Genomic DNA, 24,886 nt, shown 5'->3' on the forward strand with positions numbered 1-24,886 from the left:
GATTAAATTATGCCGCTACTTCTTTTCAATTTTATAAAAACTAATTAATTAGAATGACAAAAATTTTATTACTGTCTGATACCCATAGCCATATTGATGATGCTATTTTAAAATACGTTAAGCAAGCTGATGAAGTTTGGCACGCCGGTGATATTGGTAGTTTAGATGTTACTGATAAAATAAAAGCTCTTAAACCTTTAAAAGGTGTTTATGGTAATATTGATGATGACAAAGCTAGACTAGAGTTTCCGTTAGACAATAAATTTATGTGTGAGAAGGTAGCAGTTTGGATTACACATATTGGAGGTTATCCAGATAAATATAATGTACGCATAAGAGAAGAGATAAAAGTAAATTCTCCTAAAATATTCATTAGCGGACACTCGCACATTTTAAAAGTTATGTTTGATAAAAAATTAAACTTATTACATATGAACCCTGGCGCCTGTGGCAAACACGGTTTTCATCAAGTACGTACTATGCTCCGCTTTACAATAGATGGCGAGGACATAAAAGATTTAGAAGTAATAGAACTTGGCAAAAAATAAATTTTAAGTAATATCACAAATTTTGCTTTTAACAGGGTGACAAATAATTATTTATAATTTTTATATAACTCGTGTTTTTTTATATTTACAATAACAAACCATAATATTAATATTAGACGAGTATATACCAAACTTACATTATTAACCACATATTTTCCCCAATTTATGATTAATAACTCTAAAATTACTGTTGTAGATTTAGAAACCTACAAAGTAGACCCTGAAATACATAATAATAAAAATTTTTATAAAATATGTATTATTCACCCCAAAAGTAAATTACATTACCCTAGTAAAACTATAACTATAGATAAAACAGTTTTAGTTTTTACAAATCCGTCATTAGTTTACAAATGGGAACCCATATCTGATGAACAAATAGGATACTCTTGCTTATTTAACCCTACTTTTTTAGCTAAAAACACAAACGATTTAGAAAAAAAATGTCCTTTATTTAAATTAGGATCCAATAATATTTTTTATTTAAATAATGAGCAAGAAAAACACGTTACAACTATTTACAAAAAAATAGAAGCAGAATTAAAAAGTAGCTATAAAAATAAAGATGCTGTAATAAGTAACTATATAAGTTTATTAATACATGAAGCTCTTAAACTAGAGACAAATTCAGAAAACAACAATCCTAAATGTGCAGCATCTAGAATTACTTCTTTGTTTTTTGAACAATTAAATAAACAGTTTCCTATAAAAAATACAAACACATGTATTACTTTAAAATCTCCTAAAGACTTCTCAGAAAACTTATCTATACATATTAATCATTTAAACGACTCTGTAAAAAGTATTACAGGTAAATCTACATCTACTCACATAAAAGAAAAATTAATTGCAGAAGCAGAAAATATGCTTTACAATACAGATTTAAATATATCTGAAGTTGCATATTGCTTAGGTTTTAACTATCCAAATAACTTTAGCAAGTTTTTTAAAACAAACACAGGTAAATCTCCTTTAGAATACAGAACTGTTATTCTTTGATTTTTATATGCTATGGTTTGATTTTGATACTTTTTTATAAGAATCAATATTTAATTTTACTAAACCAAACCCATATATAGTCTTTTATGATTAATGATATTGAACTAAAAGGAAGAACTAAAACCGAAGTTCTTAACCTTTTTGGCTCTCCTACAAAGGGAGCAATTACTAATGTTTGGACGTATAAAATAACGTCTAACAATTTAGATAAAGAAATAACTATTTATTTTGACCCAGAAAACGGAAAAGTGCTTTTATACGATTATGAAAAGGTATAAAAAGTAAAAAACCCGGGAACAACCCCGGGTTTTACGCACTAATATAACTAAGATGTTAGGTTTAACGCAAGCGATCAACAGATTTTACAAGATCTTCATCCTTTTTAATGAACCTATTGGCTAACACTAAAAATACGATAGAAAATAGTGGAATCAACATCCCAATACCCTTCTCAGAAACAACAGTTTCTCCGGATAAGTTTAGCGATCGGGAAACGAAAAATCCTAGTATAAAAAGATTACATATCATATTCAACCTGTTTAAAACAAATTGATTTTTTCTATTTCTAAATAATAAAATGGACAAAAAAGCTAATATAGCAGATATATAAAAAGCAATAGAAATGTACATTTCATCTCTAGCAAAAATAATAGTTCCGTTGTCTAATGTCCATAAGCTAGCAAAAAAAGGAAGCACAGCTGCCAAGACAACTACTACTAATAAAAAAACAGTTTGTATTCTCTGAATCATTTTTTTCTTTTTTTGAAAAAACAAAAATAGCGTCTTTTTAAGATTTATCAATGAAATATTAAAAATAATTTGTAATATTGCTACAGAATATTAGTAATATCGCTTACCGACAGGGACTTTCAAGTCCAAATAAGTACCCAAATTACACACTTCAAGATTTCATATTTTTCAACAAAGTATAACTTATTCAACATTACATGTTTGAGATTTCCGATTTAAAAGCAAAAAAGCTTCCTGAGTTACAGGATATTGCAAAAGGTTTAAATGTTCCTAAGTTTAAAACATTAAAAAAACTAGATTTAGTTTATCAAATTTTAGATGTACAAGCAGCTAACCCTAAAGCGGTAGAAGAAGTTGTTGTAAAAGAACCTAAAAAAACTGAAGAAAAACCTGTTGCTAAGGCAAAAACTGCTGAAAAACCTAAACCACGCCCTGTAAAAAGAGAGCGCGTTTTAAGAGAAAAGCCTAAGCCAAAAGCAAAAGAAGAAACAACTACTGAAGAAGAAAAAAAGGAACCAGCTGCAAAAAAAGCTCCTCTTCCTAGAAAAGCGCCCGTAGCAAAAACTGCTAAGCCAACTACTTCTCCAGAAAAAAAACCTGTACATAGGAACTCACCTCAGCAGGGACTAAAAAATAACAATCAGCACAAAAACCAAAACAAAAAACCACAACATCAAAAAAACCAAAGAGACAAGAGTAATTTTGATAAAGACTTAAAAAATAGGTATAAAGAACCAGAATTTGAGTTTGATAGTATTATTGCTAGTGAAGGTGTTTTAGACATTATGCAAGATGGTTATGGTTTTTTAAGATCGTCTGATTATAACTACCTTTCTTCTCCTGATGATATTTATGTGTCACAATCACAAATTAGATTATTTGGTTTAAAAACAGGAGACACAGTATTAGGAAATGTACGCCCACCAAAAGAAGGTGAAAAGTATTTTCCGCTTATTAAAGTAAATAAAATTAATGGTATAGATCCACAAGTTGTGCGTGACCGTGTTTCTTTTGAACATTTGACACCATTATTTCCTCAAGAAAAATTTAACCTTGCAGACAGGCAAAGTAATATTTCTACAAGAATTATAGATTTGTTTTCACCAATTGGTAAAGGACAACGTGGTATGATCGTTGCACAGCCAAAAACTGGTAAAACGATGCTTTTAAAAGACATAGCTAACGGTATTGCTGCAAACCACCCAGAGGTTTATCAAATTGTATTATTAATTGATGAACGCCCGGAAGAGGTTACAGATATGCAACGAAATGTACAAGGAGAAGTAATTGCTTCTACCTTTGACAAAGAACCATCTGAACACGTACGTGTAGCTAACATTGTACTAGAAAAAGCAAAGAGGTTAGTAGAATGTGGCCATGATGTGGTTATTTTATTAGATTCTATTACACGTTTAGCAAGAGCATACAACACAGTACAACCTGCATCTGGTAAAGTATTAAGTGGTGGTGTAGATGCCAACGCTTTAAACAAACCAAAACGTTTCTTTGGAGCTGCTCGTAATATAGAAGGTGGCGGATCATTATCTATTATAGCTACAGCACTTACTGAAACCGGTTCTAAAATGGACGAGGTTATATTTGAAGAATTTAAAGGAACTGGTAATATGGAGCTTCAGTTAGATCGTAAAATATCTAACAGAAGAATATTCCCTGCTATTGACCTTACATCTTCTAGTACACGTAGAGATGATTTACTACTAGATAAAGAAACTATACAACGTATGTGGATTATGCGTAAGTATCTTGCAGACATGAACCCTGTAGAAGCTATGGAGTTTATAGAGCAACGTTTTAAACAAACAAAAAACAACGAAGAGTTTTTATTGACAATGAATCAATAACAAACAACTTTACTACATACAAAAATCCTACTAATTAATTTTAGTAGGATTTTTTATTTCTTGATTTTCAGAATACTACAAAAAAGTGACTATATTTATGCGACCGTAAAACCCAATACTTATGATGACCAATAAAATGAAAGCTTTTTACTTTATCTTATCATTATCAATACTAGTAGTTAGTAGTTGTGAAAGTCCTAAAAAGCAACAGGAAGAACATCCAGAACCAGCCAAAGAAGTAAAACCACCTTCTGAAATAATAAGCACAAAAAAAGCTCAGACTCTTTTTGATAGCTACTCTAAAAGAAGAGCTCCACTAATACAAGAATATGAAGACAAGTTAGATCCTAGTACAACTTTTGATGTTGCTAGATATGGTTATTACGACCTTGAAACTTTAAAAAATTACATTGCATTTATAGAGCAAGAAGCCAAAAAAGCAGATGTAAAAATTAGCACCTTACGATTTTACCTAGCTAATTACCCGGACAGCAAAGAATATAAGCACCCTAAACAAAATACATTTTTTATAGCACCTACAACCACTGTAGACGGTAAAGAGTATCCATTTTCTGTAATTACAGATGGTAAAACATACAAACCAAAGTTTTTAAAAGATAACTTTATTATAAAACCATTTGAGAAAACTACCACAGAAGAGGCTTCTTTTTTTCCTAATATTTCATTTTTTAATGAAGATGACGAGCAGAGTTTAATTCTGAATGAATTTGGTTTATTTCCACCCCCTTACAATTAGAAATTAATGCCAAATATAACATTATACATTATTTTATTTTTTTACGCTTTAACGTTAGCTATTGCACTATGGCGTTATCCTAAATATTACAATACAGCATTAAAATATTATCCTATCCTAATAGCATATACACTTGCATCAGAAGCAATTGGTATTGCTATTAGGATATATCCAGATTCAATAATGTTACCTATATCCAAGTTTTACCAAAACTACAATAGACCTATTTATAACGTATTTAACATCATATTTTTTTTATATTTTTTTAATCTTTATAAAAACTACACAGATAGTCTTGCTCTAAAAAAATATATAAAAATTGGAAGCTCCTTATTTATAGCAATTAGTATCTCAAATATTTTTACACAAGACTTCCTTACAGACGGACAAATACTAACTTATGTTACTGGTGGGTTTTTATTGATACTGATTATCCTAAACTACCTAAACAAAATAGATTGGCTACAAAACAAAAAAGACCCCATTAAAAATATACTATACTGGCTTAGCTGGGGGTTATTAATTTTTTATTCAGGCTACCTACCTCTTAAATTATCATATCACTTTAAAATAATAAAAACAATGGATAGTTACATAATAACTAGATGGCTTCATTTTAGCCTCATCATAATTATGTATTTATGTTTTGTATATGGTTTTATTAAAATGAAACGCAAATTAGTTAAAGAATAAAACAAACAGTTTAGATTAATACTCATACACCTTAATTACAGAAGCTAGAAGAGGTTTAACTAAACAATGTAAAAAATTATAAAAGCTAAGAATTACTAAACTTAAAAAAGCTCTAAAACAATTATAAACTTTTAGTTTAGTGCCCTAAATATATAACTATTCTACTCATTGTTTTATCAAAATAAAAGATGATAACAAAAATGACAAAACAAAAAAAGCGCTCTTTATAAAAAGAGCGCTTTTAATATTATCACTAAAAAATAGAACTTATAAAGCTGCTACTTGTTTAGTTAATTTACTTTTAAGGTTAGATGCCTTGTTAGCGTGTATAATATTACGTTTAGCTAACTTATCTAACATACTAATAACTGTAGGCAACATAGTTTCGGCAGATTTCTTATCCTCCTCAGCGCGTAACTTTCTCAATGCGTTACGCATTGTTTTGTGCTGGTACTTGTTACGTACACGTGCTGCTTCGTTTCTTCTTATTCTTTTTAATGCTGACTTGTGATTTGCCATTTTATTTCTCTTATTATGTTTTTAACGGGTTTCACCCCAAAAATTGTAGTCCGTAGGGGAATCGAACCCCTGTTACCAGGATGAAAACCTGGCGTCCTAACCCCTAGACGAACGGACCATTATTACCATTTGTATAGTAGCGTACAAAATAAAGAAAACTTTATCTAATTACAAAACTATAACTGCTTTAAGAACTTGTAGTCCGTAGGGGAATCGAACCCCTGTTACCAGGATGAAAACCTGGCGTCCTAACCCCTAGACGAACGGACCATTAACTTTTTGCGTAATGCGGATGCAAAAATACAACTATTTTTAATTATTGCAATACCTAAGTCAATTTTTTTTGAAAATTAATATGCTTTAGCAAATAACACCCTGTGTTTAGAGGGTTTACCTGTTACCATACAACTGCCATTTTCTTCTTTTGCGTCCATAGGAATACATCTAATAGTGGCTTTTGTCTCATTTTTAACCTTCTCCTCTGTCTCTTCTGTGCCATCCCAATGCGCAGATATAAATCCGCCTTTGCTTTCTAAAACTTCTTTAAACTCATCATAAGAGTTTACCTCTGCTATATGGTTGGTTCTATAATCTGCTGCTTTTTTGTAAATGTTCTTTTGTATATCATCTAATAAAAATTCAATTTTACCAACAATATCATCCGCATTTACAATTTGTTTTTCTAATGTATCTCTACGAGCTACCTCATAAGTACCATTTTCTAAATCTCTTTTACCTATTGCAATACGTACCGGAACACCTTTTAACTCGTACTCGTTAAATTTAAACCCTGGTTTGTGTGTATCTCTATTATCAAACTTAACAGAGATTCCTTTAGCTCTAAGTTCTTTTACTAACGGATTTACTTTTTCTGAAATAGCATCTAATTGTTCATCTCCTTTATAAATTGGTACAATAACAACTTGTATTGGCGCTAATTTAGGAGGTAAAACCAATCCATTATCATCACTGTGCGTCATAACTAAAGCCCCCATTAAACGAGTTGAAACTCCCCAAGATGTAGCCCAAACGTGCTCTTGCTTTCCTTCTTTAGACGCAAACTTAACATCAAAAGCCTTAGCAAAATTTTGTCCTAAAAAGTGAGATGTTCCTGCTTGCAAAGCTTTACCATCTTGCATTAATGCCTCTATACAATATGTTTCTACTGCACCTGCAAAACGCTCACTAGGAGTTTTAAGTCCTTTAATAACTGGTACTGCCATAAAGTCTTCTGCAAAGTCTGCATAAACATTCATCATTTGTTCTGCTTCAGCAATTGCTTCACTTTCTGTAGCGTGTGCTGTATGTCCTTCTTGCCAAAGAAATTCTGCTGTACGTAAAAACAAACGTGTACGCATTTCCCAACGCACTACATTAGCCCATTGGTTAATTAATAAAGGTAAATCTCTGTAAGACTGTATCCAACCTTTATAGGTATTCCATATAATTGCTTCACTAGTTGGGCGTACAACCAACTCTTCCTCTAGCTTTGCATTAGGATCTACTCTTAATTTACCCTCGTTATCAGGATCGTTTTGAAGTCTATAGTGTGTAACTACAGCACACTCTTTAGCAAAGCCTTCTGCATTTTTCTCTTCAGCTTCAAACAAGCTTTTAGGTACAAATAAAGGAAAATAGGCATTCTCATGACCTGTTTCTTTAAACATCCTATCTAGCTCTGCTTGCATTTTTTCCCATATTGCATATCCATACGGCTTAATAACCATACATCCACGAACTGCTGAATTTTCAGCAAGATCTGCTTTTACAACTAGTTCATTATACCATTTGGAATAATCTTCGGCTCTTTTAGTTAACTTCTTGCTCATTATTAGTAGTTTGGCACAAATATTGTGTTTTTATCAATAAATAAATTATAGTTCGACAAAACTAACTATTTTTACATTGTACAACAATTAAATTTAATATGATGATATATTCCCAATCCATCCAAAAAATTAAAAAAGTTGCTTTTAGCCTTTTAGTTGGCTCATTAATTGTTTCTTGCGGTTCTTACCAAGATGCATCTTATTATGACAACGACGGCATATATTCTAGCAGCACTCCGCAAACTGTAGAAACAGCTCCTGTTGACAACACTAATGAATATCAGGACTTTTTTGGCCAGCAAGCTAATGAATACAGCGCTATTTTAGATGGTGAGGTATTTACTGATGTTGACGAATACTATAGTGATGTGCAAGATGAAGATGTTGCAAATAACTACAACGGAAATCCAGGATGGGGAGATAACCCTACGCAGGTAAGCATAAACATTCATGATAACGGATGGAATAATTACGGAGGTTTTTATGACCCTTGGGGTTATGGTTACGGTGGTATTGGCTACTACAATACTTGGGGACGTCCTTGGGGATGGAACAACTGGGGATACAGAGGTTATAACAGTTTTGGCTGGGGCGGATTTGGTTATGGCTACGGATGGGGCAATCCTTATTACGGAAGAAGATACTACAACCCTTACTACAATAACAGATATTACAACAATAGATTTTATAATGGCTACGGCAGAAACTCTTATGCTTACAACAATAGCAGAAGAGGTCGTTATGACAATGTTATATATGCCAATAATAGAAACACATACACACGCTCTAGCAGATCTAACCTAAACACGAGCATATCTAGATCTAATGTTAATTACAGATCTGGGAAGTCTGCAACATCATCTAGAAGTAATAATAGTTACAGATCATCTAACACATACAGTAATAGATCTGGTGTTAGTGCAGACGGTATAAACCGTAATAGAACCTACAGAACAAGTCGTAGTACTAGAACGCAACCTAGATACAGCACTAGCTCTAGAAGCAACACATACAACAGAGGCACTAATACAAGAAGTGGAAACACTTATAGCCGTAGCAGCAACAGCAGCGCTAGACCAACTACTACAAGAACTACTAGATCTAGTTCTACGTACACAAGACCATCTTCTACAACAAGAAGCTCTGGTACATACAGAAGTTCTGGTAACAGCTCTAGAAGCTCAGGAACAACTACAAGAAGCAGTGGTTCTTCTAGGTCTTCGTCCGCAAGAAGTTCTTCTTCAAGCAGCAGATCATCATCTAGCAGTAGATCTTCATCAAGTGGAAGATCATCTAGCGGAAGGTCTTCAGGTAGAGGCAGATAACATAGATACACTTTAAAACAAAAACTAATTATAAAAACTCAAAGGATGAAAAATTATATCGCCTTAGCGTTTGGCTTGGTATGTAGTATTGCCAGTGCACAAAACATAAATGATGCATTACAATACAACCAACAAAACTTAACAGGTACAGCCCGTTACCAAGGAATGAGTGGTGCTTTTGGTGCTTTAGGTGGAGACTTATCTGCTTTAAACACAAACCCCGCTGGTGCTGCAGTCTTTAACAATCATTTGTTTTCTGCAACATTATCTAACTACAACAAAAAAAATGATGCAAATTATTTTAGGACAAACAGACAGGCAACAAGAAACGATCTAGAGATTAACCAAGTTGGTGGTGTGCTTGTTTTTAAATCTAACAACTCCGACTGGAAAAAAATTGCAATTGCAGCCAATTATGATTTGGTTCAAAATTTTGATAACAATTTTGAAATATCAGGAAATAGCAACCAAGGTATAGATAAATATTTTTTAAGTTATGCTAACGGTGTTCCCTTTGGCCCTCTATTAAAAAGAGACGGTGAATATTTAGAAGAAGCTTATTTAGATATTGGAAAAAACTTAGGTTTTGTAGACCAACAAGCATTTTTAGGTTACTATGGAGGACTTATTAATCCGGTTGACGAAACTGATGACAACAATACCGCTTACACTAGTAATGCAAATTACAATACTGTAGATCAAAACTACATAGAAAACACCAATGGTTACAACAGCAAATTTATTTTAGATTTTGCTACACAATACCAAGATAATTTATACTTGGGAGCTTCTTTAAACTTCCATAGTATAATGTATGATAAATACACAGAATTTACTGAAACAGGATACGAGTCTGGTCCTATTACAAGAACTACGTTTGACAATTACTTACACACAGAAGGTAATGGCTTTTCTTTTGCTTTAGGGGCAATTGCTAAGTTAAATGAAGTTGTTAGGGTTGGTGCTAGTTATGAGTCTCCTATTTGGTACAGATTAACAGACGATACATCACAACGTATATCTTCAGATGAAGCAGACGACGATATTAGTTTTATCAATTTTAATGTTATAAACTTATACGAAAGATACACTATTAAAACACCTAGTAAATTAACAGGTAGTTTAGCACTTGTTTTTGGAAAAGATGGTTTACTTAGTTTAGATTATGGGTTCCAAGATATGAGCAATGCAGAAATTAAACCAACAAGTGATTCTGGTTTTGCAACTGCTAATGATCAAATATCTAATGAGCTAGGAGCTGTTTCTACAGTTAGACTTGGTGGTGAATATAGAATTGAAGACATTAGCTTAAGAGCTGGTTATAGATATGAACAAAGTCCTTATGAAGATGAAAACACTATTGGAGATTTAAACGGGTTTTCATTAGGTTTTGGATATACATTTGGCCCTAACAGAATAGATATTGCTTACAACAGAACAGAACAAGATGTTAACAAGCAATTATTTAATGCTGGCTTAACTACTCCTGCACAAGTAAATATTGCAAATACAAATGTAACTTTAGGATATACTGTTAATTTTTAAAAAATTAACACAGTACTAAATAAAAAAAGCAGCCGTTGGGCTGCTTTTTTTTATTCTTTATACAATTATTATCTTTTTAAAGTAAAATGATTTTGTAACGTTTTTGCAACAATTACACCAGCTTCTGGCTCTGCATATTCCATACGAAACCAATAATCTGACTCGGGCATTTTTTTACCATTAAATGTACCATTCCAAGTTACTCCTGGCGCAAGTTGTTTTAACAATTTACCATACCTATCGTAAATATAAACTTTAGCATCTACTAATTCTTCAATACCAAGCACATTCCAACCATCGTGAACGCCATCTCCATTTGGAGTAAAGAATTTAGGATACCCAATTACCAAAAACGGAATTTCTTCAGATGTACCACAACCAAACTTATCATTTACAATCAATGTGTTTTGACCTGGAGGAACATCATGAAAAAGTGTTTCATCTTGAAACTCGCCGCCATTTATAGCATACTCATAACTACTTGTTCCGTTTACTACAATATCAATTACATTTCTATCTACTAAATAATCTACAACTGTAATTTCTATGTCTGCAGGATTTGGGGGAGCGTGAAAATTTATTAAAACATCATCTGTTACTAAAGGTGGCGTACCAGAAGCTGTAGTTATTTCTACAAAATACCTACCTGTATTAGGACTTGTAACTGTATACTCTGTACCTGTAGCTAAATTTGGATCATCTATAACACCGTCATCATCATAGTCTACAGACCAAACAACACTTGCTACATCTGGCCCTACTGGAGATCTAAAAGCATTTAAAACTATATCTGGATCACCTTCACAAGCATCTACATCTAAGCCCAAAAACTCATCTCTAAAAGTACAATCCAATGCATCTACATCTTCTGTAAAAGTTAAAGTAAAAGGCTCTGGATCACCATCAAAATTAGTATTGTAATTATTTATCAAAATATAATAGATTTCACCTTCTGCTATATCTAATAACTCATCATAAGTGTTTTTACTACCTTTTACAAAAGCAAAACCATCTTGCCCAGATTCCGGATTTGTTCCTAAACCTGTAAAAGCAGTATTATTAGCTTCGTAATTACAACGAACCGGTTGTGCTGTACCATCGCTTATACTTGCACAGTCTGTATCTGGTCCGTAAACAGCAAAATCCCACTCTGCCGTATCACTATCTGCAGAAATATCAAAACCTATTACACCGTCTTTTAAAGCTCTAAACACGTACCAAGACGTATTATTCTCAATGTTTGCAGAGCTATTACTACCCTTTTCTAAACAACCTGTTTGTCGTATTACATCGGGATCAAAATCATCTATATCCCCTCTTCCATCTGCAATTCCGCTTATTGGTGCATCTCCGCATACTGGTATTGACGATCTACAATCTGGGGTAAATTGCGCGTTACTAAGTAGTGTAAAAAAAAGAAATCCTACAACTAGTTTATATTGTGCTCGCATAAAGTATTTACTTGGTTGGAATGTTACATAACCATATTATAAGCGGCAAATAATAAAATTTATTGCATTACATCGAATATTTTTTTGCATAATCGACGAAATACCAATTTTACTTCTAGTTAAAATTTATCGTTTTAAGGTAAAATGACTACTGATATGTTTTGCAGTGACCATATCTCCTGTAGTATTTATATAGTTTAGTTTAAACCAATAATCAGACTCAGGTAATAACTTACCTCCATAAGTCCCATTCCAAGAGTCGTTTCCTCGCAACTCTTTTAATAATTTACCATATCTATCAAAAATATGTACTACCGGCTGTTGCAAAGATTCCATTCCAACTATTTGCCAAGTATCATTAACTCCATCGCCATTGGGAGTAAAATAATTATCAAAACCCACTACAACAATATCTTCTGTTACAAAACCACATCCGTTTTTATCTATAATAGACACCGTATGTGCACCCGCAGATACATCTGTAAAAACATTACTGTCTTGCACAAGAGAACCATCAATTTGATACTCAAAATCTCCATTAATATCAGTTTCTACAGTCACTTTATTATTCGCATTAAAATCTTCAATTATTATAGTAGAGATTGATGGTGTTTGACCTACAATAACATCTACAGTTACGCTATTGATACAAGTAATACCCATATTGGTATAACTAATATCTAAAACATAGGTTCCTGCTGAAAACACTTGGATAGTAGGTGTTGTTTCTCCACTTTGCCAATTGTAACTATAATTAGTATTTGGATTAGTTTCCCCTATTGTTTCCGAAGTTGCTCCTTCACACAAAAAAACTTCTGTATCTACTGTAGAAATAGGAGTCTCTACATTTGTAAAATCAAACTCCTCAGACACATCAAAACACTTAGGATTTTTTACTGATGTTGTTCTTACATAAACGGTAGTTGCACCAACCGCAGGATTGTATTGCATTGGCAAACTTAAAGCATTATTAAAAGCATCTGAGGGGGTTGCGTGGTAGCTTATAATAAAATCTGATGCAGACTGGCCACCCAGTGCTTCACTATTTTTAGACGTTAAATTAAATGGTAAATCCTCTTGACACAAAGTAACATCTGAAATAGAATTTGTTATTGGTGCTGTAGAAAAAGCAATTTGAACATCACTTATTAAAACATCTGCAGTATTAGAAATCACTTCTACCCTATACATTGCATCTGTAGTTACATCTAAAGTAGCATTTGTTTCACCTAAAATTTCCGTAAACCCTAAACCTACATCTCTGTACCAAGTATATGATGCTGTATTTGGTGTAGTAGCATCTAACCTAACAATATCACCATCACAAGCTGCAATTGGCGGCCCCAATAAATTACTAATAATAGAGCAGTCTAATGCTGTATTTGGGTAGTCTATAAATATTTGTCCAGAAAACTGAATAGAAAAACCAGAGTTTAAATTGCTAAAATTGTTAATTAACAAGTAGTATTCTTCACCGGCTTCAACCGTTAACCAATCTTCATATTGCACATTAGTTGCTCCCGTTGGGTCCTCTCCTACTCCCGTAAAAGCATAACCGTCATCATTATCAAAAAAATTACAACGTACAGGATCTCCTAAACTACTACAATCACTTGCTTTATATAATGCAAAATCCCAATCTTCTGTAGTATCAAAACTAATATTAAAACCTAATTCACCAGCTTCTCCAGTTTTAAACCTATACCAAGCAGAGTTAGATTCTATTGCCCCAGACAAAGTACGCTCTAAACAACCAGTTTCTGCTGCGCCACCAAAATCGTCTACCCCATAACCATCTGTACCACCATTAGTTGGCGTATTATTACAAATAGGTATAGCATTGCTACAATCTGCAGATACTTGCGCACTAACAGACAGCAATCCTAAAGTAAAGAAAAAAAACGCTATTGCGTAAAACCTTTTCATAGATTGGCAAAAGTTTATAATATGTAAAACTAAACCTTAACAAACTTTAGCACTAATTAATGTTGTCAAACACCTTAAACTATAACATTAAGTGCCATAATATGTATATCTTTGCATTTCTAAAAAATTTTAGGCTGATGAAAATAGAAAGCACTATAGAAGGGTTTGATGAAGAAATGGATAACGACCATTTATCTGCAGCTGAAAACACCCCTTTAAGAGAAGACGCTTTTGATCTTAATGATGACCAAAAGATAGAAAAAATACAAGCCAGTGTTAGAGATATATTAACTACACTAGGAATGGATTTAACAGATGACAGTTTAAATGACACTCCTAAGCGTGTGGCAAAAATGTTTGTTAAAGATATTTTTGGAGGCTTAAATCCTGATAAAAAACCAAAATCTTCTTCATTTGATAACAAGTACAAATACGGAGAAATGTTGGTTGAAAAGAATATTACACTTTACTCTACTTGTGAACACCACTTACTACCAATAGTTGGTATTGCACACGTTGCATACATATCTAAAGGTACGGTTGTTGGTTTATCTAAAATGAACCGTATTGTAGATTACTACGCAAAAAGACCACAAGTACAAGAAAGACTAAACATACAAATTGTTAGAGAATTACAAGAGGTTTTAGGAACAGAAGATGTAGCTTGCGTTATAGATGCAAAACACCTTTGCGTAAACTCTAGAGGTATTAGAGACATACAAAGTAGCACTGTTACCGCAGAATACGGCGGTAAATTTAAAGAACAAGCTACCCGTAAAGAATTTTTAGACTATATAAAGCTAGACACCAACTTTTAAACCCCTTTAGCCATAATGCAACTTTACAAAAATCAGACAATAAAAGTTTACAATTCCCTTTCTGGAAAAAAAGAAGAGTTTAAACCTATAAACGACGGACACATTGGTATGTATGTGTGTGGGCCAACTGTTTACAGTAATGTACACTTAGGCAACTGCCGTACGTTTATGTCTTTTGATATGATTTTTAGGTATTTTAAGCATTTAGGGTACAAAGTACGCTATGTACGTAATATTACAGATGCCGGCCATTTGGTTGATGATGCTGATGAAGGTGAAGATAAAATTGCAAAAAAAGCGCGTTTAGAACAAATAGAACCTATGGAAGTAGTACAACGCTACACCGTAGATTTTCATAACACGCTACAAAAATTTAATTTTTTACCTCCAAGTATAGAGCCTACTGCCACAGGACACATTATAGAGCAAATAGAAATTATTAAGGATATTATTGAAAAAGGATTTGCTTACGAGGTTAACGGCTCTGTGTATTTTGATGTTGTTGAGTTTAACAAAACAAACAACTACGGTATTTTAAGCGGCAGAAAACTAGAGGATATGATTGCTAATACTAGAGAATTAGCAGCACAAAGCGACAAGAAAAATCCGCAAGATTTTGCACTTTGGAAAAAAGCAGAACCAGAACATATTATGCGTTGGCCTTCTCCTTGGGGAGATGGTTTTCCTGGTTGGCACTTAGAGTGTACTGCAATGAGTACTAAATATCTAGGTGAAACTTTTGACATTCACGGTGGCGGTATGGATTTAAAATTCCCGCATCATGAATGTGAAATTGCACAAGCACAAGCAAGCAATGGCGCCTCTCCAGTAAATTATTGGTTACACGCAAATATGCTTACATTAAACGGTAAAAAAATGTCTAAATCTACAGACAATAACATTTACCCTAATGAGATTTTTAACGGCGACAACAACATATTAAGCAAGGCATTTTCACCATCTGCCGTTAGGTTTTTTATGATGCAAGCACACTACACAAGTATTTTAGACCTTAGTAATGATGCTTTATTAGCATCTGAAAAAGGATACATAAAACTAATGGAAGCTATTGCATCTTTAAAAGCTATAGAAACTGGCAATAAAACTGAATTTGACGTAGCAGCTTGGCAACAAAAATGTTATGATGCCATGAATGACGATTTTAATTCACCTATTCTAATTGCTCATTTATTTGAAGCCGTTAAGCACATTAACCTAATAAAAGACAGTAAAGAAACTATCACTAAAGAAGACAAAGAACTATTAGAGAATACTCTTAACGCCTTTGTATTTGATATTTTAGGACTTAATGGTATTAATGAAGATTCTAACGGAAACTCAGAAAAACTAGAAGAAGTAGTAAACCTGTTAATACAATTACGTAATGATGCACGTAGCAATAAAGATTTTGCATTATCAGATCAAATACGTGACCAATTATTAGCAATGGGCATACAACTTAAAGACGGTAAAGACGGTACTACTTTTAGTGTATCTTAAAATAAATTAAAATGATAAAAAAAATACTGATAGCACCACTTCTTCTATTAGTAAAAATATATCAAACAGTTATATCACCTTTAACTCCGGCTAGTTGTAGGTATTCACCAACGTGCTCACAATACACCGTAGAAGCTTTAAAAAAGCACGGTTTATTTAAAGGCGGTTGGCTAGCTACAAAACGCATTTTTAGTTGTCATCCTTGGGGTGGCAGCGGTTATGATCCCGTTCCGTAGAACGGTATTAAAAGAATAGGATAAAATTAACTTTTAATCACAGTTTCTTTTTTAACCCCTTACTCAAAATACGTATATTAGCCATTCACAAAACGGAAAATAAATGCATTTTTTAAGTATATTATGGAATCCAAATGAAACTTTATTCAGTCTTGGACCAGTACAAATAAAATACTACAATCTACTATGGATTACCTCTTTTGCTTTAGGCTGGGTAATTATAAAAAAGATTTTTACTAACGAGAAAAAACCAATAGAGCAGTTAGATTCTTTATTTTTATACACCGTTATTGCTACAATGTTAGGCGCACGTTTAGGACATGTTTTCTTTTATGACTGGGCTCACTACCAAAACCATTTAATAGAAATATTATTACCAATTAGAGAAAACCCTAGCGGAAGGCTTTTTGGAATAATAACAGGTTATGAGTTTACAGGTTTTGCAGGTCTTGCTAGTCACGGTGCAGCATTGGGTGTAATTATAGGTATGTATTTATACAACAGAAAGTACCCTGATTATAAAATATTATGGTTGCTAGACAGACTAGTTGTTCCTGTTTCCTTAGGAGCTTTTTTTGTTAGACTAGGCAACTTTTTCAATTCTGAAATTAACGGAAAAATCACAGAGAAAGCATTTATATTCGCCACAAAATTTATAAGAGACTCTGATGATATGCCAGCTTCTAGAGCTATGGCTTTAACAAAAGAAAGAACTGTAAGCGCAGCTTATAAAGCTATAGAAAACAATCCAAAATTTGCTTCAATTTTAGAAAGTATTCCTTTTAGACACCCTGCACAATTGTATGAAGGTGTTTGCTATATATTCGTTTTCATCATATTATCATACTTCTACTGGAAAACAGATAAAAAAGATAAAGCCGGATTTTTGTTTGGTTTATTTTTAATGCTATTATGGACCATCCGTTTCTTTGTAGAGTTTGTAAAGAAAAGTCAAGGTGGATTTGAAGAGTCTTTAGGCACATTATCTACAGGGCAATGGTTAAGTATTCCTTTTATACTAATAGGCGCATATTTTGTATTTAGACCTAAAAAAGCTTAAAATGAAAACATTAAAGAATTATTCTTTTTTATTAATTGCTATTATTTCTTTAGCATCAAGCTGTAAAGAAAACAAAACAGAAGTTATACAAACTCCTGAACCTGCTTTTACAAAAGAAGGTACTTTAGCAATTACAAAGAGTACAGATAACACTAAGGCGTTAACTTTAGATATAGAAATTGCCGAAACAGATTACGAAACGCAAACTGGTTTAATGGAAAGAACTAGTATGAAAGAAAAACAAGGAATGTTATTTATTTTCCCTGATTCTAGAGTACATTCTTTTTATATGAAAAATACTAAAATAGCTTTAGATATTATTTATATTGATGAAAACTTACGTATTGCCAGTTTTCAAGAAAACGCAAAGCCATTAGACGAAACTGGCTTATCTAGTAAAGTACCTGTAATGTATGTTTTAGAAATTAATGCAGGATTATCTGAAAAATATCTGTTAGAAGTAGGCGACAAAATAGATTTTACTAAACTATAATTACAATGAAGTATCTTCTAAATGGCGAATCTTCTGAAAGATTATTATTTAGAAAATTAGTGCAATCTGACTTTAAAGATTGGTTGCCTTTTCATCAAGATCCAAGATCTTCAGAGTTTTGGGATGGCATTCCACAAGATGCCAATACAGCTTGCAAACAACAATTTAACAGAGCTTTTGAGCGCTACCAGTTTAATCTTGGAGGTATGAATGCGCTTATTTGTAAAAAAACAAATAAATTCATTGGCTTGTGTGGCTTACTGGTACAAACAGTAGACGATAAAGATGAATTAGAAATTGGCTACTCTATTCTTCCTAAATATTGGAAAAAAGGATACGCTACGGAAGCAGCTATAAAATGCAAAGAATATGCTTTTTCTAATAACTTTGCAGATTCTTTAATATCTATTATTCATATAGATAATATCCCCTCACAAAAGGTAGCCATAGCAAACGGAATGCACTTAAGCAAAACCACCAGCTACAGTAACAACCCAGTAGACATATACAGAGTATATAAATAAATTACAACTAATGCCGCAGCATTACACCATTTTTACAAGCAACACATCTAATACAAAAGTATTTACTACATCTTTATTTAAAGGAAGTCATAATGCTGAATTTAACTTTTTAAAAGAAAAAAAGGTTGCTTTATTCTCTAAATCAGAAATACATAAATTTATTAGAGAAGAAGAAATTCACGATATAAAAACAATAACAAACAACACCTCTCAACATTTAAAAACAATGTCTAGTGGTGAGCAAAAAAAAGCGTTACTTAACTACATTTTATCAAAAAAGCCCGATTATATTATTTTAAATAATCCTTATGATAATTTAGATGCAGCTTATCAAAAAACATTAAAAGATTTACTAATTAACATAGCTAAAGAAACCAGCTTAATTTTAACAATAAGCAGAATTGAAGATATGCTACCCATTGAGTCTAGCATATATAAATTACAAGAGAGTAATTTAAAAGCATTTTCGTCATTAGAGACATATGTAACATCATTAAGTAATGAGCACACATTAAAACAGCTTAAAATACCTAACAACACTAACGCTATTAACCACAAAAGCAAAGAACTTATTAGCTTTAAAAATGTTTCTGTTTCTTTTGAAGAGAAGCAAGTATTACAAAATATAAATTGGCAAATTAACAAAGGAGATTTTTGGCAGCTTATAGGTAAAAATGGAAGTGGAAAAACTACACTCCTATCTATGATAACCGGTGAGAATAGTAAAGGGTACGGACAAGAGTTGTATTTATTTGGACAAAAAAAAGGAACAGGAGAAAGTATTTGGGATATAAAAAAGAAGATTGGATACTTTACACCATCAATAGTAGACAGTTTTAAAGGAAACCACACGGTTAAAAATATGATTATTGGAGGTTTTACAGATGCTATTGGTCTTTATACAAAACCAACCGAAACTCAAATACAAATTGCTGAACAATGGTTAAGCATAGCGCAACTATTAGATTCAAAAAATAAATTATTTAATGAGATTACTGTGGGACAACAACGCTTAGTAATGCTATTAAGAGCTATGGTAAAACAGCCATTAGTATTAATTTTAGACGAACCAACAGCTGGCTTAGACGATAAAAGTGCATCATTATTTGTGAATCTTGTAAACCATATTGCCAGTAAAAAACAAACAGCAGTAATATTTGTATCTCACAGAAAAGAAAAAAATCTAGAACCCAGAGGCATATTGGAGTTACAAATTACCCCAAAAGGATCTACAGGAGATATTTTAAAATAAAAAAGCTGCTTACAATTTGTAAGCAGCTTTTTTTATCTTTTACAGATTAAGATTATTCTTTGTCTTCTACAACAACATCTTCTTTACCTGATTGTATTCTTTTCTTTAAAGTATCAAACATAACTGGTGTTGCAATAAATAAAGATGAGTACGTACCTACAATAACACCTATTATCATAGCAAACATAAACCCTCTTAAAGATTCACCACCAAAAATAAAGATAGCAAGTAATACTACTAAAGTTGTTAAAGAAGTATTTAACGTTCTACTTAACGTACTATTTAATGCTAAACCTACATTATCACCAGAACTCCATCCTCTTTCTCTTACTATTTCTCTAATACGGTCAAAAACAACAACGGTATCATTTAAAGAGTAACCAATTACTGTTAATATTGCCGCAATAAATGCTTGATCTATCTCCATATTAAATGGCATCACCTTACCTAATAAAGAGAATACACCTAATACTACTAATACATCATGGAATACCGCTACAACAGCTCCTAAAGAGAATTGCCATTTACGGAAACGGAATAAGATATATAAGAAAACTACAAATAACGATCCTAAAATTGCCCAAACAGCATTTTTCTTAATATCATCCGCAATAGTTGGTCCTACTTTTTTAGATTTTAATATACCTATAGACACATCATCTGTACCACCATTATTAAACTCCTCTAGAGTTAAACCACTTGGCAATAAGTTTTGTAATGATGTAAATAATTTTTCTTGAATTTCTTCATCAACAGCTATATCCTCTGCGTCTACTTTGTATGAAGTAGTTATCATTATCTGATTATCTTCACCAAAAGTTTTTACGTTAGTACCACTACCAAATACTTCACTTAAGTTTGAAGAAATTTCAGCTGTATTCACATTCTGATCAAAACGAACCTGGTAAGTTCTACCTCCAACAAAATCTACACCTTGCTGCAAACCATTAGTTGTTAAAGAAAATAATGCTACAATAATTAATAATCCAGAAATGATATAAGCAATCTTTCTTTTCTTAAGGAAATCTATACTTAAGTTCTTGAAAAGGTTTCTTGTTAATCCTGTACAGAATTCTAAAACTTTTCCTTTACTACCTGTATAACCTTCAACAAATAATCTAGTTACAAATATTGCTGTAAATAAAGATGTTGCAATACCTATTAATAAAGTAGTAGCAAAACCTTTAATTGGTCCAGAACCAAATATAAATAAGATGATAGCCGTAAGACCAGTTGTAATGTTTGCATCTAAAATAGAAGACAAAGCATTACTAAAACCATCTGATATAGCTAAAGCCTGACCTTTACCTTTTGCTAACTCTTCTTTTATACGCTCAAAGATAAGTACGTTTGCATCAACAGACATACCTATTGTTAATACAATACCAGCAATACCAGGTAAAGTTAATACAGCACCTAAACTTACAAGTACACCAAATATTAATAAGATGTTTAATAACAATGCAATATCTGCAGCTACACCGGCTTTACCGTAATAGAAAACCATCCAAACTAATACCAATGCCATTGCAATTAAGAAAGACATTAAACCACTATTAATAGACTCATGTCCTAATGATGGTCCAACAACTTCTGACTGAATAATATCTGCTCTAGCAGGTAACTTACCAGCTCTTAGAACATTTGCAATATCTTTTGTTTCTGTGATTGTAAAATCTCCAGAGATTTCTGTACTACCACCAGATATACCACCTACAACAGAACAACCTGGAGCAGTATAAACTCTATTATCTAAAACTACAGCAATACCAGTTTGGTTTAAGTTAACCTCACTTGTAAATTTTTGCCATTGTTTAGCCCCTTTAACGTTCATATCCATACCAACTGCTGGTCTGTTAAACTGGTCAAACTGAGCACGTGCAGCACTAACTACATCTCCACTCATTTTAGGAGCATTATCTCTATTACCTTTTAATGCATATAAGCCAACAACCTCAGAACCCTTAGAAGGACGTTCCCAAGCAAATTTAACGTGCTGTATAGCATTTGGTATTAATCTTTTAATTTCTGGCATATTAAGGTATTCATTAACCTTAGCCGTATCTTTTATGGCAAATTCTGCAATAACAAAACCTGCACTAGGAATTCCTTTTATTAAATCTCCTAAAGGATTTATTTGTGTAGCCACATCTAAAGAATCCTGAGTAACATCTGATAATAAAGAATCTATTTCAGATTCTGGTTTAGACTCAGTATCTTCTGCAGTAGCCGTTTTTGTATCTACTAAAGATCTTAACTTTTCATTAGCTGCATTTATAAATTGCATAACGTTAGGATCGTTTTTAGGATACGTTTCCCAAAACTCTAACTGCGCAGTACTAGAAAGTAACTCTTGTGCTCTTGCTTTATCTTTTGCTCCTGGTAATTCTACCAAAATACGACCAGACGTACCTTCTCTTTGTATGTTTGGTTGTGTAACACCAAAACCATCTATACGTTCTCTTAATACTTCAAAAGCAGATTCTACAGACTCATCAATTTTTTTACGAATGATAGATTTCACTTCTTCATCAGAAGCTTCCATAGATTTTATTTCTTCACTTAATGATTTTGTAAAGAAAATATCAGGAGAAGCATATTTTAAATCACCCTTATTAGCATCAAAAGCTTCAAAAAATAAATCTACATATGTTTTATCACTGCTTTTAGAAGCCTCATCAGCATCTTCTAAAGATTTAAGAAAAACAGGGTTTTTAGTATTATTTGCTAAACCAGATAAGATATCTTTTATCTTAATTTGAAGCGTTACATTAATACCACCCTTAAGGTCAAGCCCCTTGTTTAATTCTTTCTTTTTAGCTTCTTCATAGCTAGTATAACCAAATACAGATTCGCCTCCAATAGAGTCTAAATATCTAGTTTCCAATGCTTCTCTTTTGCTTGCAAAATCATTTTCTGATTCAGAAATTTTGCTAGCTGCATAAGTTGCTGCTTCATTTTCAATCTTACTACTTATAAAAGTATAGGATAATTGATAGATACTTACGATCCCAAATAAAAAAGCAAACAGCTTTATAAGTCCTTTATTATACATTAGTTTTTGTTTATTATTGGTAATTTTATATAGCGTGCAAATATATCATTTAAGATAAGAATTGCCAATATATTTACAATATTATATAAAATAAGGGTGTACAAATAAATTTGTCACCCTTATTCTAATCAATTTCTTATAAATATTATAATTCTAAAAGTGCGTTAGTTTTAGAAACTCCTGCTGCACTTTCTTGCATTTTTGCTTTTTCAGCATCACTAAGTTCAATCTCTACTATTTTCTCTATACCGTTTTTACCTAAAATAACTGGCACACCAATACAAAGATCATTTAAACCGTACTCACCCTCTAACAAAGTAGAACATGGGAACATTTTCTTTTGATCACAAGCAATAGCCTGTACCAAACCAGAAACTGCTGCACCTGGAGCATACCAAGCACTTGTTCCTAACAACTTAGTTAATGTAGCACCACCAACTTTAGTATCTGCAGCAACTTGCTCTAATCTTTCTTCAGATAAAAACTCAGAAACCTTTACACTGTTTCTAGTAGCGTGCGCTGTTAATGGAACCATTCCTGTATCACTATGACCACCAATAACCATACCGTCTACATCAGAAATAGGAGCTTCTAAAGCCTCTGCTAATCTGTATTTAAAACGTGCACTATCTAAAGCACCACCCATACCAATAATTCTGTTTTTAGGCAATCCTGTAGTTTTATGTACTAAATATGTCATTGTATCCATTGGGTTACTAACAACAATTATAATTACCTCTGGAGAGTGCTTAATTAAGTTTTCTGAAACTGTTTTTACAATACCAGCATTAATACCAATTAATTCTTCTCTCGTCATTCCTGGTTTACGAGGAATACCAGATGTTATAACAGCAATATTAGAACCTGCAGTTTTAGAGTAATCATTAGTAGAACCAACAATTTTAGTATCAAAACCATTTAAAGATGCTGTTTGCATTAAGTCCATTGCTTTACCTTCTGCATATCCTTCTTTAATATCTAACACAACAACTTCTGATGCAAAATTTTTAATTGCAATGTATTCTGCACAACTAGCGCCTACTGCACCTGCACCTACTACCGTTACTTTCATAAGTATATATTTATTTAATTTTTAATGATTTGTTTACTGACCGTAAAAATAAAGAATTTTAACATTATAAATAAGGTATACAGCAACTTTAATATTCTTTTATAGGTATTAAAATGATTAAAACTTAGTTTAATGTTAAAGAAAGATGTATTTAAACGAAAAACCACAAAAAAAGGTGCTATACATCGATAATAATGAAATACACAACAAAATACTGCGTTAGAACAATATCCAAATTAATAAAAATACCTACTTATGAAAAAACCCCTACATTTTTTCATAGCGACTTTTGTGTACATTACAATATTTAGTTGCTCTGAAATTCCCGAAAACAATGATCCTATTCTTGGAATATGGGCTAAAACAACAACATCAGAATCTGGCGTAGATTCCAAACAAGAATGGATTTTTAACGATGCATACAAAGGAAGGTTTCATAGTTACACTAATGACAACGTGGCTTTTTTAACTGATTTTAGATGGGTAATAGAGGGCGACACCTACACTATTACGTATCCAGAGACTGATATGCCAAGTGACCAAGTAAAGATTAAAACAACAGAAGCAGCCAATAGCACAGAAAGAACCTCTGAAAATGCTTCTGCTACCGTTATATTAGAAGAAACAAACGGAGAAACTTTGGCCTTTAGAGAATAAAGCATAATAAAGTTT

The 24,886-nt window shown here is 32.5% G+C and carries 23 protein-coding genes and 2 tRNA genes; 16 read left to right on the forward strand and 9 right to left on the reverse strand.

Annotation, left to right across the window (positions count from 1 at the left end):
• The first annotated feature begins 53 nt into the window (after nucleotides 1–53).
• The 3 genes from AX016_RS16010 to AX016_RS16020 all read left to right on the forward strand — a co-directional run bounded on the left by AX016_RS16010 (nucleotide 54) and on the right by AX016_RS16020 (nucleotide 1,825).
• Nucleotides 54–548, forward strand: a complete 495-nt coding sequence (locus AX016_RS16010) for a metallophosphoesterase family protein (RefSeq protein WP_100896571.1) — start codon at nucleotides 54–56, stop codon at nucleotides 546–548.
• A gap of 165 nt (nucleotides 549–713) precedes the next feature.
• The gene (locus tag AX016_RS16015; RefSeq protein WP_100896572.1) at nucleotides 714–1,547 is read left to right on the forward strand and encodes a helix-turn-helix domain-containing protein; all 834 of its coding nucleotides are present in this window, start codon (nucleotides 714–716) and stop codon (nucleotides 1,545–1,547) included.
• 86 nt (nucleotides 1,548–1,633) lie between these two features.
• Nucleotides 1,634–1,825 carry a hypothetical protein gene (locus tag AX016_RS16020; protein WP_100896573.1) on the forward strand — a complete coding sequence of 64 codons (192 nt, stop codon included), beginning with the start codon at nucleotides 1,634–1,636 and terminating at the stop codon, nucleotides 1,823–1,825.
• A 61-nt stretch (nucleotides 1,826–1,886) separates the two neighbouring features.
• On the opposite strand, the gene AX016_RS16025 is transcribed toward AX016_RS16020, so the two are convergent.
• Complete coding sequence (locus AX016_RS16025) at nucleotides 1,887–2,297, reverse strand: DUF4293 domain-containing protein (protein WP_100896574.1); 411 nt, start codon at nucleotides 2,295–2,297, stop codon at nucleotides 1,887–1,889.
• 197 nt (nucleotides 2,298–2,494) lie between these two features.
• Between AX016_RS16025 and rho the strand changes: the two genes are divergently transcribed.
• The 3 genes from rho to AX016_RS16040 all read left to right on the forward strand — a co-directional run bounded on the left by rho (nucleotide 2,495) and on the right by AX016_RS16040 (nucleotide 5,609).
• Nucleotides 2,495–4,159 carry a transcription termination factor Rho gene (rho, locus tag AX016_RS16030; RefSeq protein WP_100896575.1) on the forward strand — a complete coding sequence of 555 codons (1,665 nt, stop codon included), beginning with the start codon at nucleotides 2,495–2,497 and terminating at the stop codon, nucleotides 4,157–4,159.
• A gap of 121 nt (nucleotides 4,160–4,280) precedes the next feature.
• Nucleotides 4,281–4,916 (forward strand): hypothetical protein, encoded by a 636-nt coding sequence (locus AX016_RS16035; protein WP_157811145.1) that lies wholly within the window; start codon nucleotides 4,281–4,283, stop codon nucleotides 4,914–4,916.
• 6 nt (nucleotides 4,917–4,922) lie between these two features.
• Complete coding sequence (locus AX016_RS16040) at nucleotides 4,923–5,609, forward strand: hypothetical protein (protein ID WP_100896577.1); 687 nt, start codon at nucleotides 4,923–4,925, stop codon at nucleotides 5,607–5,609.
• A 267-nt stretch (nucleotides 5,610–5,876) separates the two neighbouring features.
• On the opposite strand, the gene rpsT is transcribed toward AX016_RS16040, so the two are convergent.
• From rpsT to proS, 4 genes are all read right to left on the reverse strand, one after another.
• Nucleotides 5,877–6,128 carry a 30S ribosomal protein S20 gene (rpsT, locus tag AX016_RS16045; RefSeq protein WP_013621871.1) on the reverse strand — a complete coding sequence of 84 codons (252 nt, stop codon included), beginning with the start codon at nucleotides 6,126–6,128 and terminating at the stop codon, nucleotides 5,877–5,879.
• 46 nt (nucleotides 6,129–6,174) lie between these two features.
• Nucleotides 6,175–6,246, reverse strand: a tRNA-Glu gene (locus AX016_RS16050).
• A gap of 80 nt (nucleotides 6,247–6,326) precedes the next feature.
• Nucleotides 6,327–6,398 (reverse strand) — tRNA-Glu (locus AX016_RS16055).
• Nucleotides 6,399–6,478: 80 nt separating this feature from the next.
• Entirely contained in the window at nucleotides 6,479–7,957 is a 1,479-nt protein-coding gene (gene proS / locus AX016_RS16060) for a proline--tRNA ligase (protein WP_100896578.1), read from the reverse strand.
• A 98-nt stretch (nucleotides 7,958–8,055) separates the two neighbouring features.
• On the opposite strand from proS, the gene AX016_RS16065 reads away from it, so the two are divergent.
• Nucleotides 8,056–9,282: a hypothetical protein gene (locus AX016_RS16065; RefSeq protein ID WP_232732645.1), complete on the forward strand. Its 1,227-nt coding sequence runs from the start codon at nucleotides 8,056–8,058 to the stop codon at nucleotides 9,280–9,282.
• 45 nt (nucleotides 9,283–9,327) lie between these two features.
• Nucleotides 9,328–10,827 (forward strand): OmpP1/FadL family transporter, encoded by a 1,500-nt coding sequence (locus tag AX016_RS16070; RefSeq protein WP_100896579.1) that lies wholly within the window; start codon nucleotides 9,328–9,330, stop codon nucleotides 10,825–10,827.
• Between the two features lie 68 nt (nucleotides 10,828–10,895).
• Here the strand turns inward: AX016_RS16070 and AX016_RS16075 are convergent, their stop codons facing one another.
• Nucleotides 10,896–12,278 carry a T9SS type B sorting domain-containing protein gene (locus tag AX016_RS16075; protein WP_100896580.1) on the reverse strand — a complete coding sequence of 461 codons (1,383 nt, stop codon included), beginning with the start codon at nucleotides 12,276–12,278 and terminating at the stop codon, nucleotides 10,896–10,898.
• Nucleotides 12,279–12,404: 126 nt separating this feature from the next.
• Nucleotides 12,405–14,204, reverse strand: coding sequence for a T9SS type B sorting domain-containing protein (locus AX016_RS16080; RefSeq protein ID WP_100896581.1), 1,800 nt, complete (start codon nucleotides 14,202–14,204; stop codon nucleotides 12,405–12,407).
• A gap of 137 nt (nucleotides 14,205–14,341) precedes the next feature.
• On the opposite strand from AX016_RS16080, the gene folE reads away from it, so the two are divergent.
• The 7 genes from folE (at nucleotide 14,342) to AX016_RS16115 (ending at nucleotide 20,087) form a co-directional block, all read left to right on the forward strand.
• Entirely contained in the window at nucleotides 14,342–15,022 is a 681-nt protein-coding gene (gene folE / locus AX016_RS16085) for a GTP cyclohydrolase I FolE (protein ID WP_100896582.1), read from the forward strand.
• A gap of 15 nt (nucleotides 15,023–15,037) precedes the next feature.
• Nucleotides 15,038–16,522: a cysteine--tRNA ligase gene (cysS, locus tag AX016_RS16090; RefSeq protein WP_100896583.1), complete on the forward strand. Its 1,485-nt coding sequence runs from the start codon at nucleotides 15,038–15,040 to the stop codon at nucleotides 16,520–16,522.
• 11 nt (nucleotides 16,523–16,533) lie between these two features.
• Nucleotides 16,534–16,758: a membrane protein insertion efficiency factor YidD gene (gene yidD, locus AX016_RS16095; RefSeq protein WP_100896584.1), complete on the forward strand. Its 225-nt coding sequence runs from the start codon at nucleotides 16,534–16,536 to the stop codon at nucleotides 16,756–16,758.
• A gap of 103 nt (nucleotides 16,759–16,861) precedes the next feature.
• Complete coding sequence (gene lgt, locus AX016_RS16100) at nucleotides 16,862–17,818, forward strand: prolipoprotein diacylglyceryl transferase (RefSeq protein ID WP_100896585.1); 957 nt, start codon at nucleotides 16,862–16,864, stop codon at nucleotides 17,816–17,818.
• Nucleotide 17,819: 1 nt separating this feature from the next.
• The gene (locus tag AX016_RS16105; RefSeq protein WP_100896586.1) at nucleotides 17,820–18,311 is read left to right on the forward strand and encodes a DUF192 domain-containing protein; all 492 of its coding nucleotides are present in this window, start codon (nucleotides 17,820–17,822) and stop codon (nucleotides 18,309–18,311) included.
• Nucleotides 18,312–18,316: 5 nt separating this feature from the next.
• Complete coding sequence (locus AX016_RS16110; RefSeq protein WP_100896587.1) at nucleotides 18,317–18,835, forward strand: GNAT family N-acetyltransferase; 519 nt, start codon at nucleotides 18,317–18,319, stop codon at nucleotides 18,833–18,835.
• A gap of 10 nt (nucleotides 18,836–18,845) precedes the next feature.
• Nucleotides 18,846–20,087: an ATP-binding cassette domain-containing protein gene (locus AX016_RS16115; protein ID WP_100896588.1), complete on the forward strand. Its 1,242-nt coding sequence runs from the start codon at nucleotides 18,846–18,848 to the stop codon at nucleotides 20,085–20,087.
• A gap of 52 nt (nucleotides 20,088–20,139) precedes the next feature.
• Here AX016_RS16115 and secDF read toward each other — a convergent pair whose 3' ends face one another.
• On the reverse strand, nucleotides 20,140–23,142 hold the full coding sequence (secDF, locus tag AX016_RS16120) for a protein translocase subunit SecDF (RefSeq protein WP_100896589.1): 3,003 nt from the start codon (nucleotides 23,140–23,142) through the stop codon (nucleotides 20,140–20,142).
• Nucleotides 23,143–23,287: 145 nt separating this feature from the next.
• Entirely contained in the window at nucleotides 23,288–24,214 is a 927-nt protein-coding gene (locus tag AX016_RS16125) for a malate dehydrogenase (RefSeq protein WP_100896590.1), read from the reverse strand.
• A gap of 255 nt (nucleotides 24,215–24,469) precedes the next feature.
• Between AX016_RS16125 and AX016_RS16130 the strand changes: the two genes are divergently transcribed.
• Nucleotides 24,470–24,871, forward strand: a complete 402-nt coding sequence (locus AX016_RS16130) for a hypothetical protein (RefSeq protein ID WP_198519452.1) — start codon at nucleotides 24,470–24,472, stop codon at nucleotides 24,869–24,871.
• Nucleotides 24,872–24,886: the final 15 nt, after the last annotated feature.

It is taken from the genome of Cellulophaga sp. RHA19 (assembly GCF_002813425.1).
Classification (GTDB): domain Bacteria; phylum Bacteroidota; class Bacteroidia; order Flavobacteriales; family Flavobacteriaceae; genus Cellulophaga.

Excerpts from the sequence above, each read along its gene's own strand:
- AX016_RS16010 (WP_100896571.1), top strand. The coding sequence starts at position 54 with ATGACAAAAATTTTATTACTGTCTGATACCCATAGCCATATTGATGAT.
- AX016_RS16015 (WP_100896572.1), top strand. The coding sequence starts at position 714 with ATGATTAATAACTCTAAAATTACTGTTGTAGATTTAGAAACCTACAAA.
- AX016_RS16020 (WP_100896573.1), top strand. The coding sequence starts at position 1,634 with ATGATTAATGATATTGAACTAAAAGGAAGAACTAAAACCGAAGTTCTT.
- AX016_RS16025 (WP_100896574.1), bottom strand. The coding sequence starts at position 2,297 with ATGATTCAGAGAATACAAACTGTTTTTTTATTAGTAGTAGTTGTCTTG.
- rho (WP_100896575.1), top strand. The coding sequence starts at position 2,495 with ATGTTTGAGATTTCCGATTTAAAAGCAAAAAAGCTTCCTGAGTTACAG.
- AX016_RS16035 (WP_157811145.1), top strand. The coding sequence starts at position 4,281 with ATGATGACCAATAAAATGAAAGCTTTTTACTTTATCTTATCATTATCA.
- AX016_RS16040 (WP_100896577.1), top strand. The coding sequence starts at position 4,923 with ATGCCAAATATAACATTATACATTATTTTATTTTTTTACGCTTTAACG.
- rpsT (WP_013621871.1), bottom strand. The coding sequence starts at position 6,128 with ATGGCAAATCACAAGTCAGCATTAAAAAGAATAAGAAGAAACGAAGCA.
- proS (WP_100896578.1), bottom strand. The coding sequence starts at position 7,957 with ATGAGCAAGAAGTTAACTAAAAGAGCCGAAGATTATTCCAAATGGTAT.
- AX016_RS16065 (WP_232732645.1), top strand. The coding sequence starts at position 8,056 with ATGATGATATATTCCCAATCCATCCAAAAAATTAAAAAAGTTGCTTTT.
- AX016_RS16070 (WP_100896579.1), top strand. The coding sequence starts at position 9,328 with ATGAAAAATTATATCGCCTTAGCGTTTGGCTTGGTATGTAGTATTGCC.
- AX016_RS16075 (WP_100896580.1), bottom strand. The coding sequence starts at position 12,278 with ATGCGAGCACAATATAAACTAGTTGTAGGATTTCTTTTTTTTACACTA.
- AX016_RS16080 (WP_100896581.1), bottom strand. The coding sequence starts at position 14,204 with ATGAAAAGGTTTTACGCAATAGCGTTTTTTTTCTTTACTTTAGGATTG.
- folE (WP_100896582.1), top strand. The coding sequence starts at position 14,342 with ATGAAAATAGAAAGCACTATAGAAGGGTTTGATGAAGAAATGGATAAC.
- cysS (WP_100896583.1), top strand. The coding sequence starts at position 15,038 with ATGCAACTTTACAAAAATCAGACAATAAAAGTTTACAATTCCCTTTCT.
- yidD (WP_100896584.1), top strand. The coding sequence starts at position 16,534 with ATGATAAAAAAAATACTGATAGCACCACTTCTTCTATTAGTAAAAATA.
- lgt (WP_100896585.1), top strand. The coding sequence starts at position 16,862 with ATGCATTTTTTAAGTATATTATGGAATCCAAATGAAACTTTATTCAGT.
- AX016_RS16105 (WP_100896586.1), top strand. The coding sequence starts at position 17,820 with ATGAAAACATTAAAGAATTATTCTTTTTTATTAATTGCTATTATTTCT.
- AX016_RS16110 (WP_100896587.1), top strand. The coding sequence starts at position 18,317 with ATGAAGTATCTTCTAAATGGCGAATCTTCTGAAAGATTATTATTTAGA.
- AX016_RS16115 (WP_100896588.1), top strand. The coding sequence starts at position 18,846 with ATGCCGCAGCATTACACCATTTTTACAAGCAACACATCTAATACAAAA.
- secDF (WP_100896589.1), bottom strand. The coding sequence starts at position 23,142 with ATGTATAATAAAGGACTTATAAAGCTGTTTGCTTTTTTATTTGGGATC.
- AX016_RS16125 (WP_100896590.1), bottom strand. The coding sequence starts at position 24,214 with ATGAAAGTAACGGTAGTAGGTGCAGGTGCAGTAGGCGCTAGTTGTGCA.
- AX016_RS16130 (WP_198519452.1), top strand. The coding sequence starts at position 24,470 with ATGAAAAAACCCCTACATTTTTTCATAGCGACTTTTGTGTACATTACA.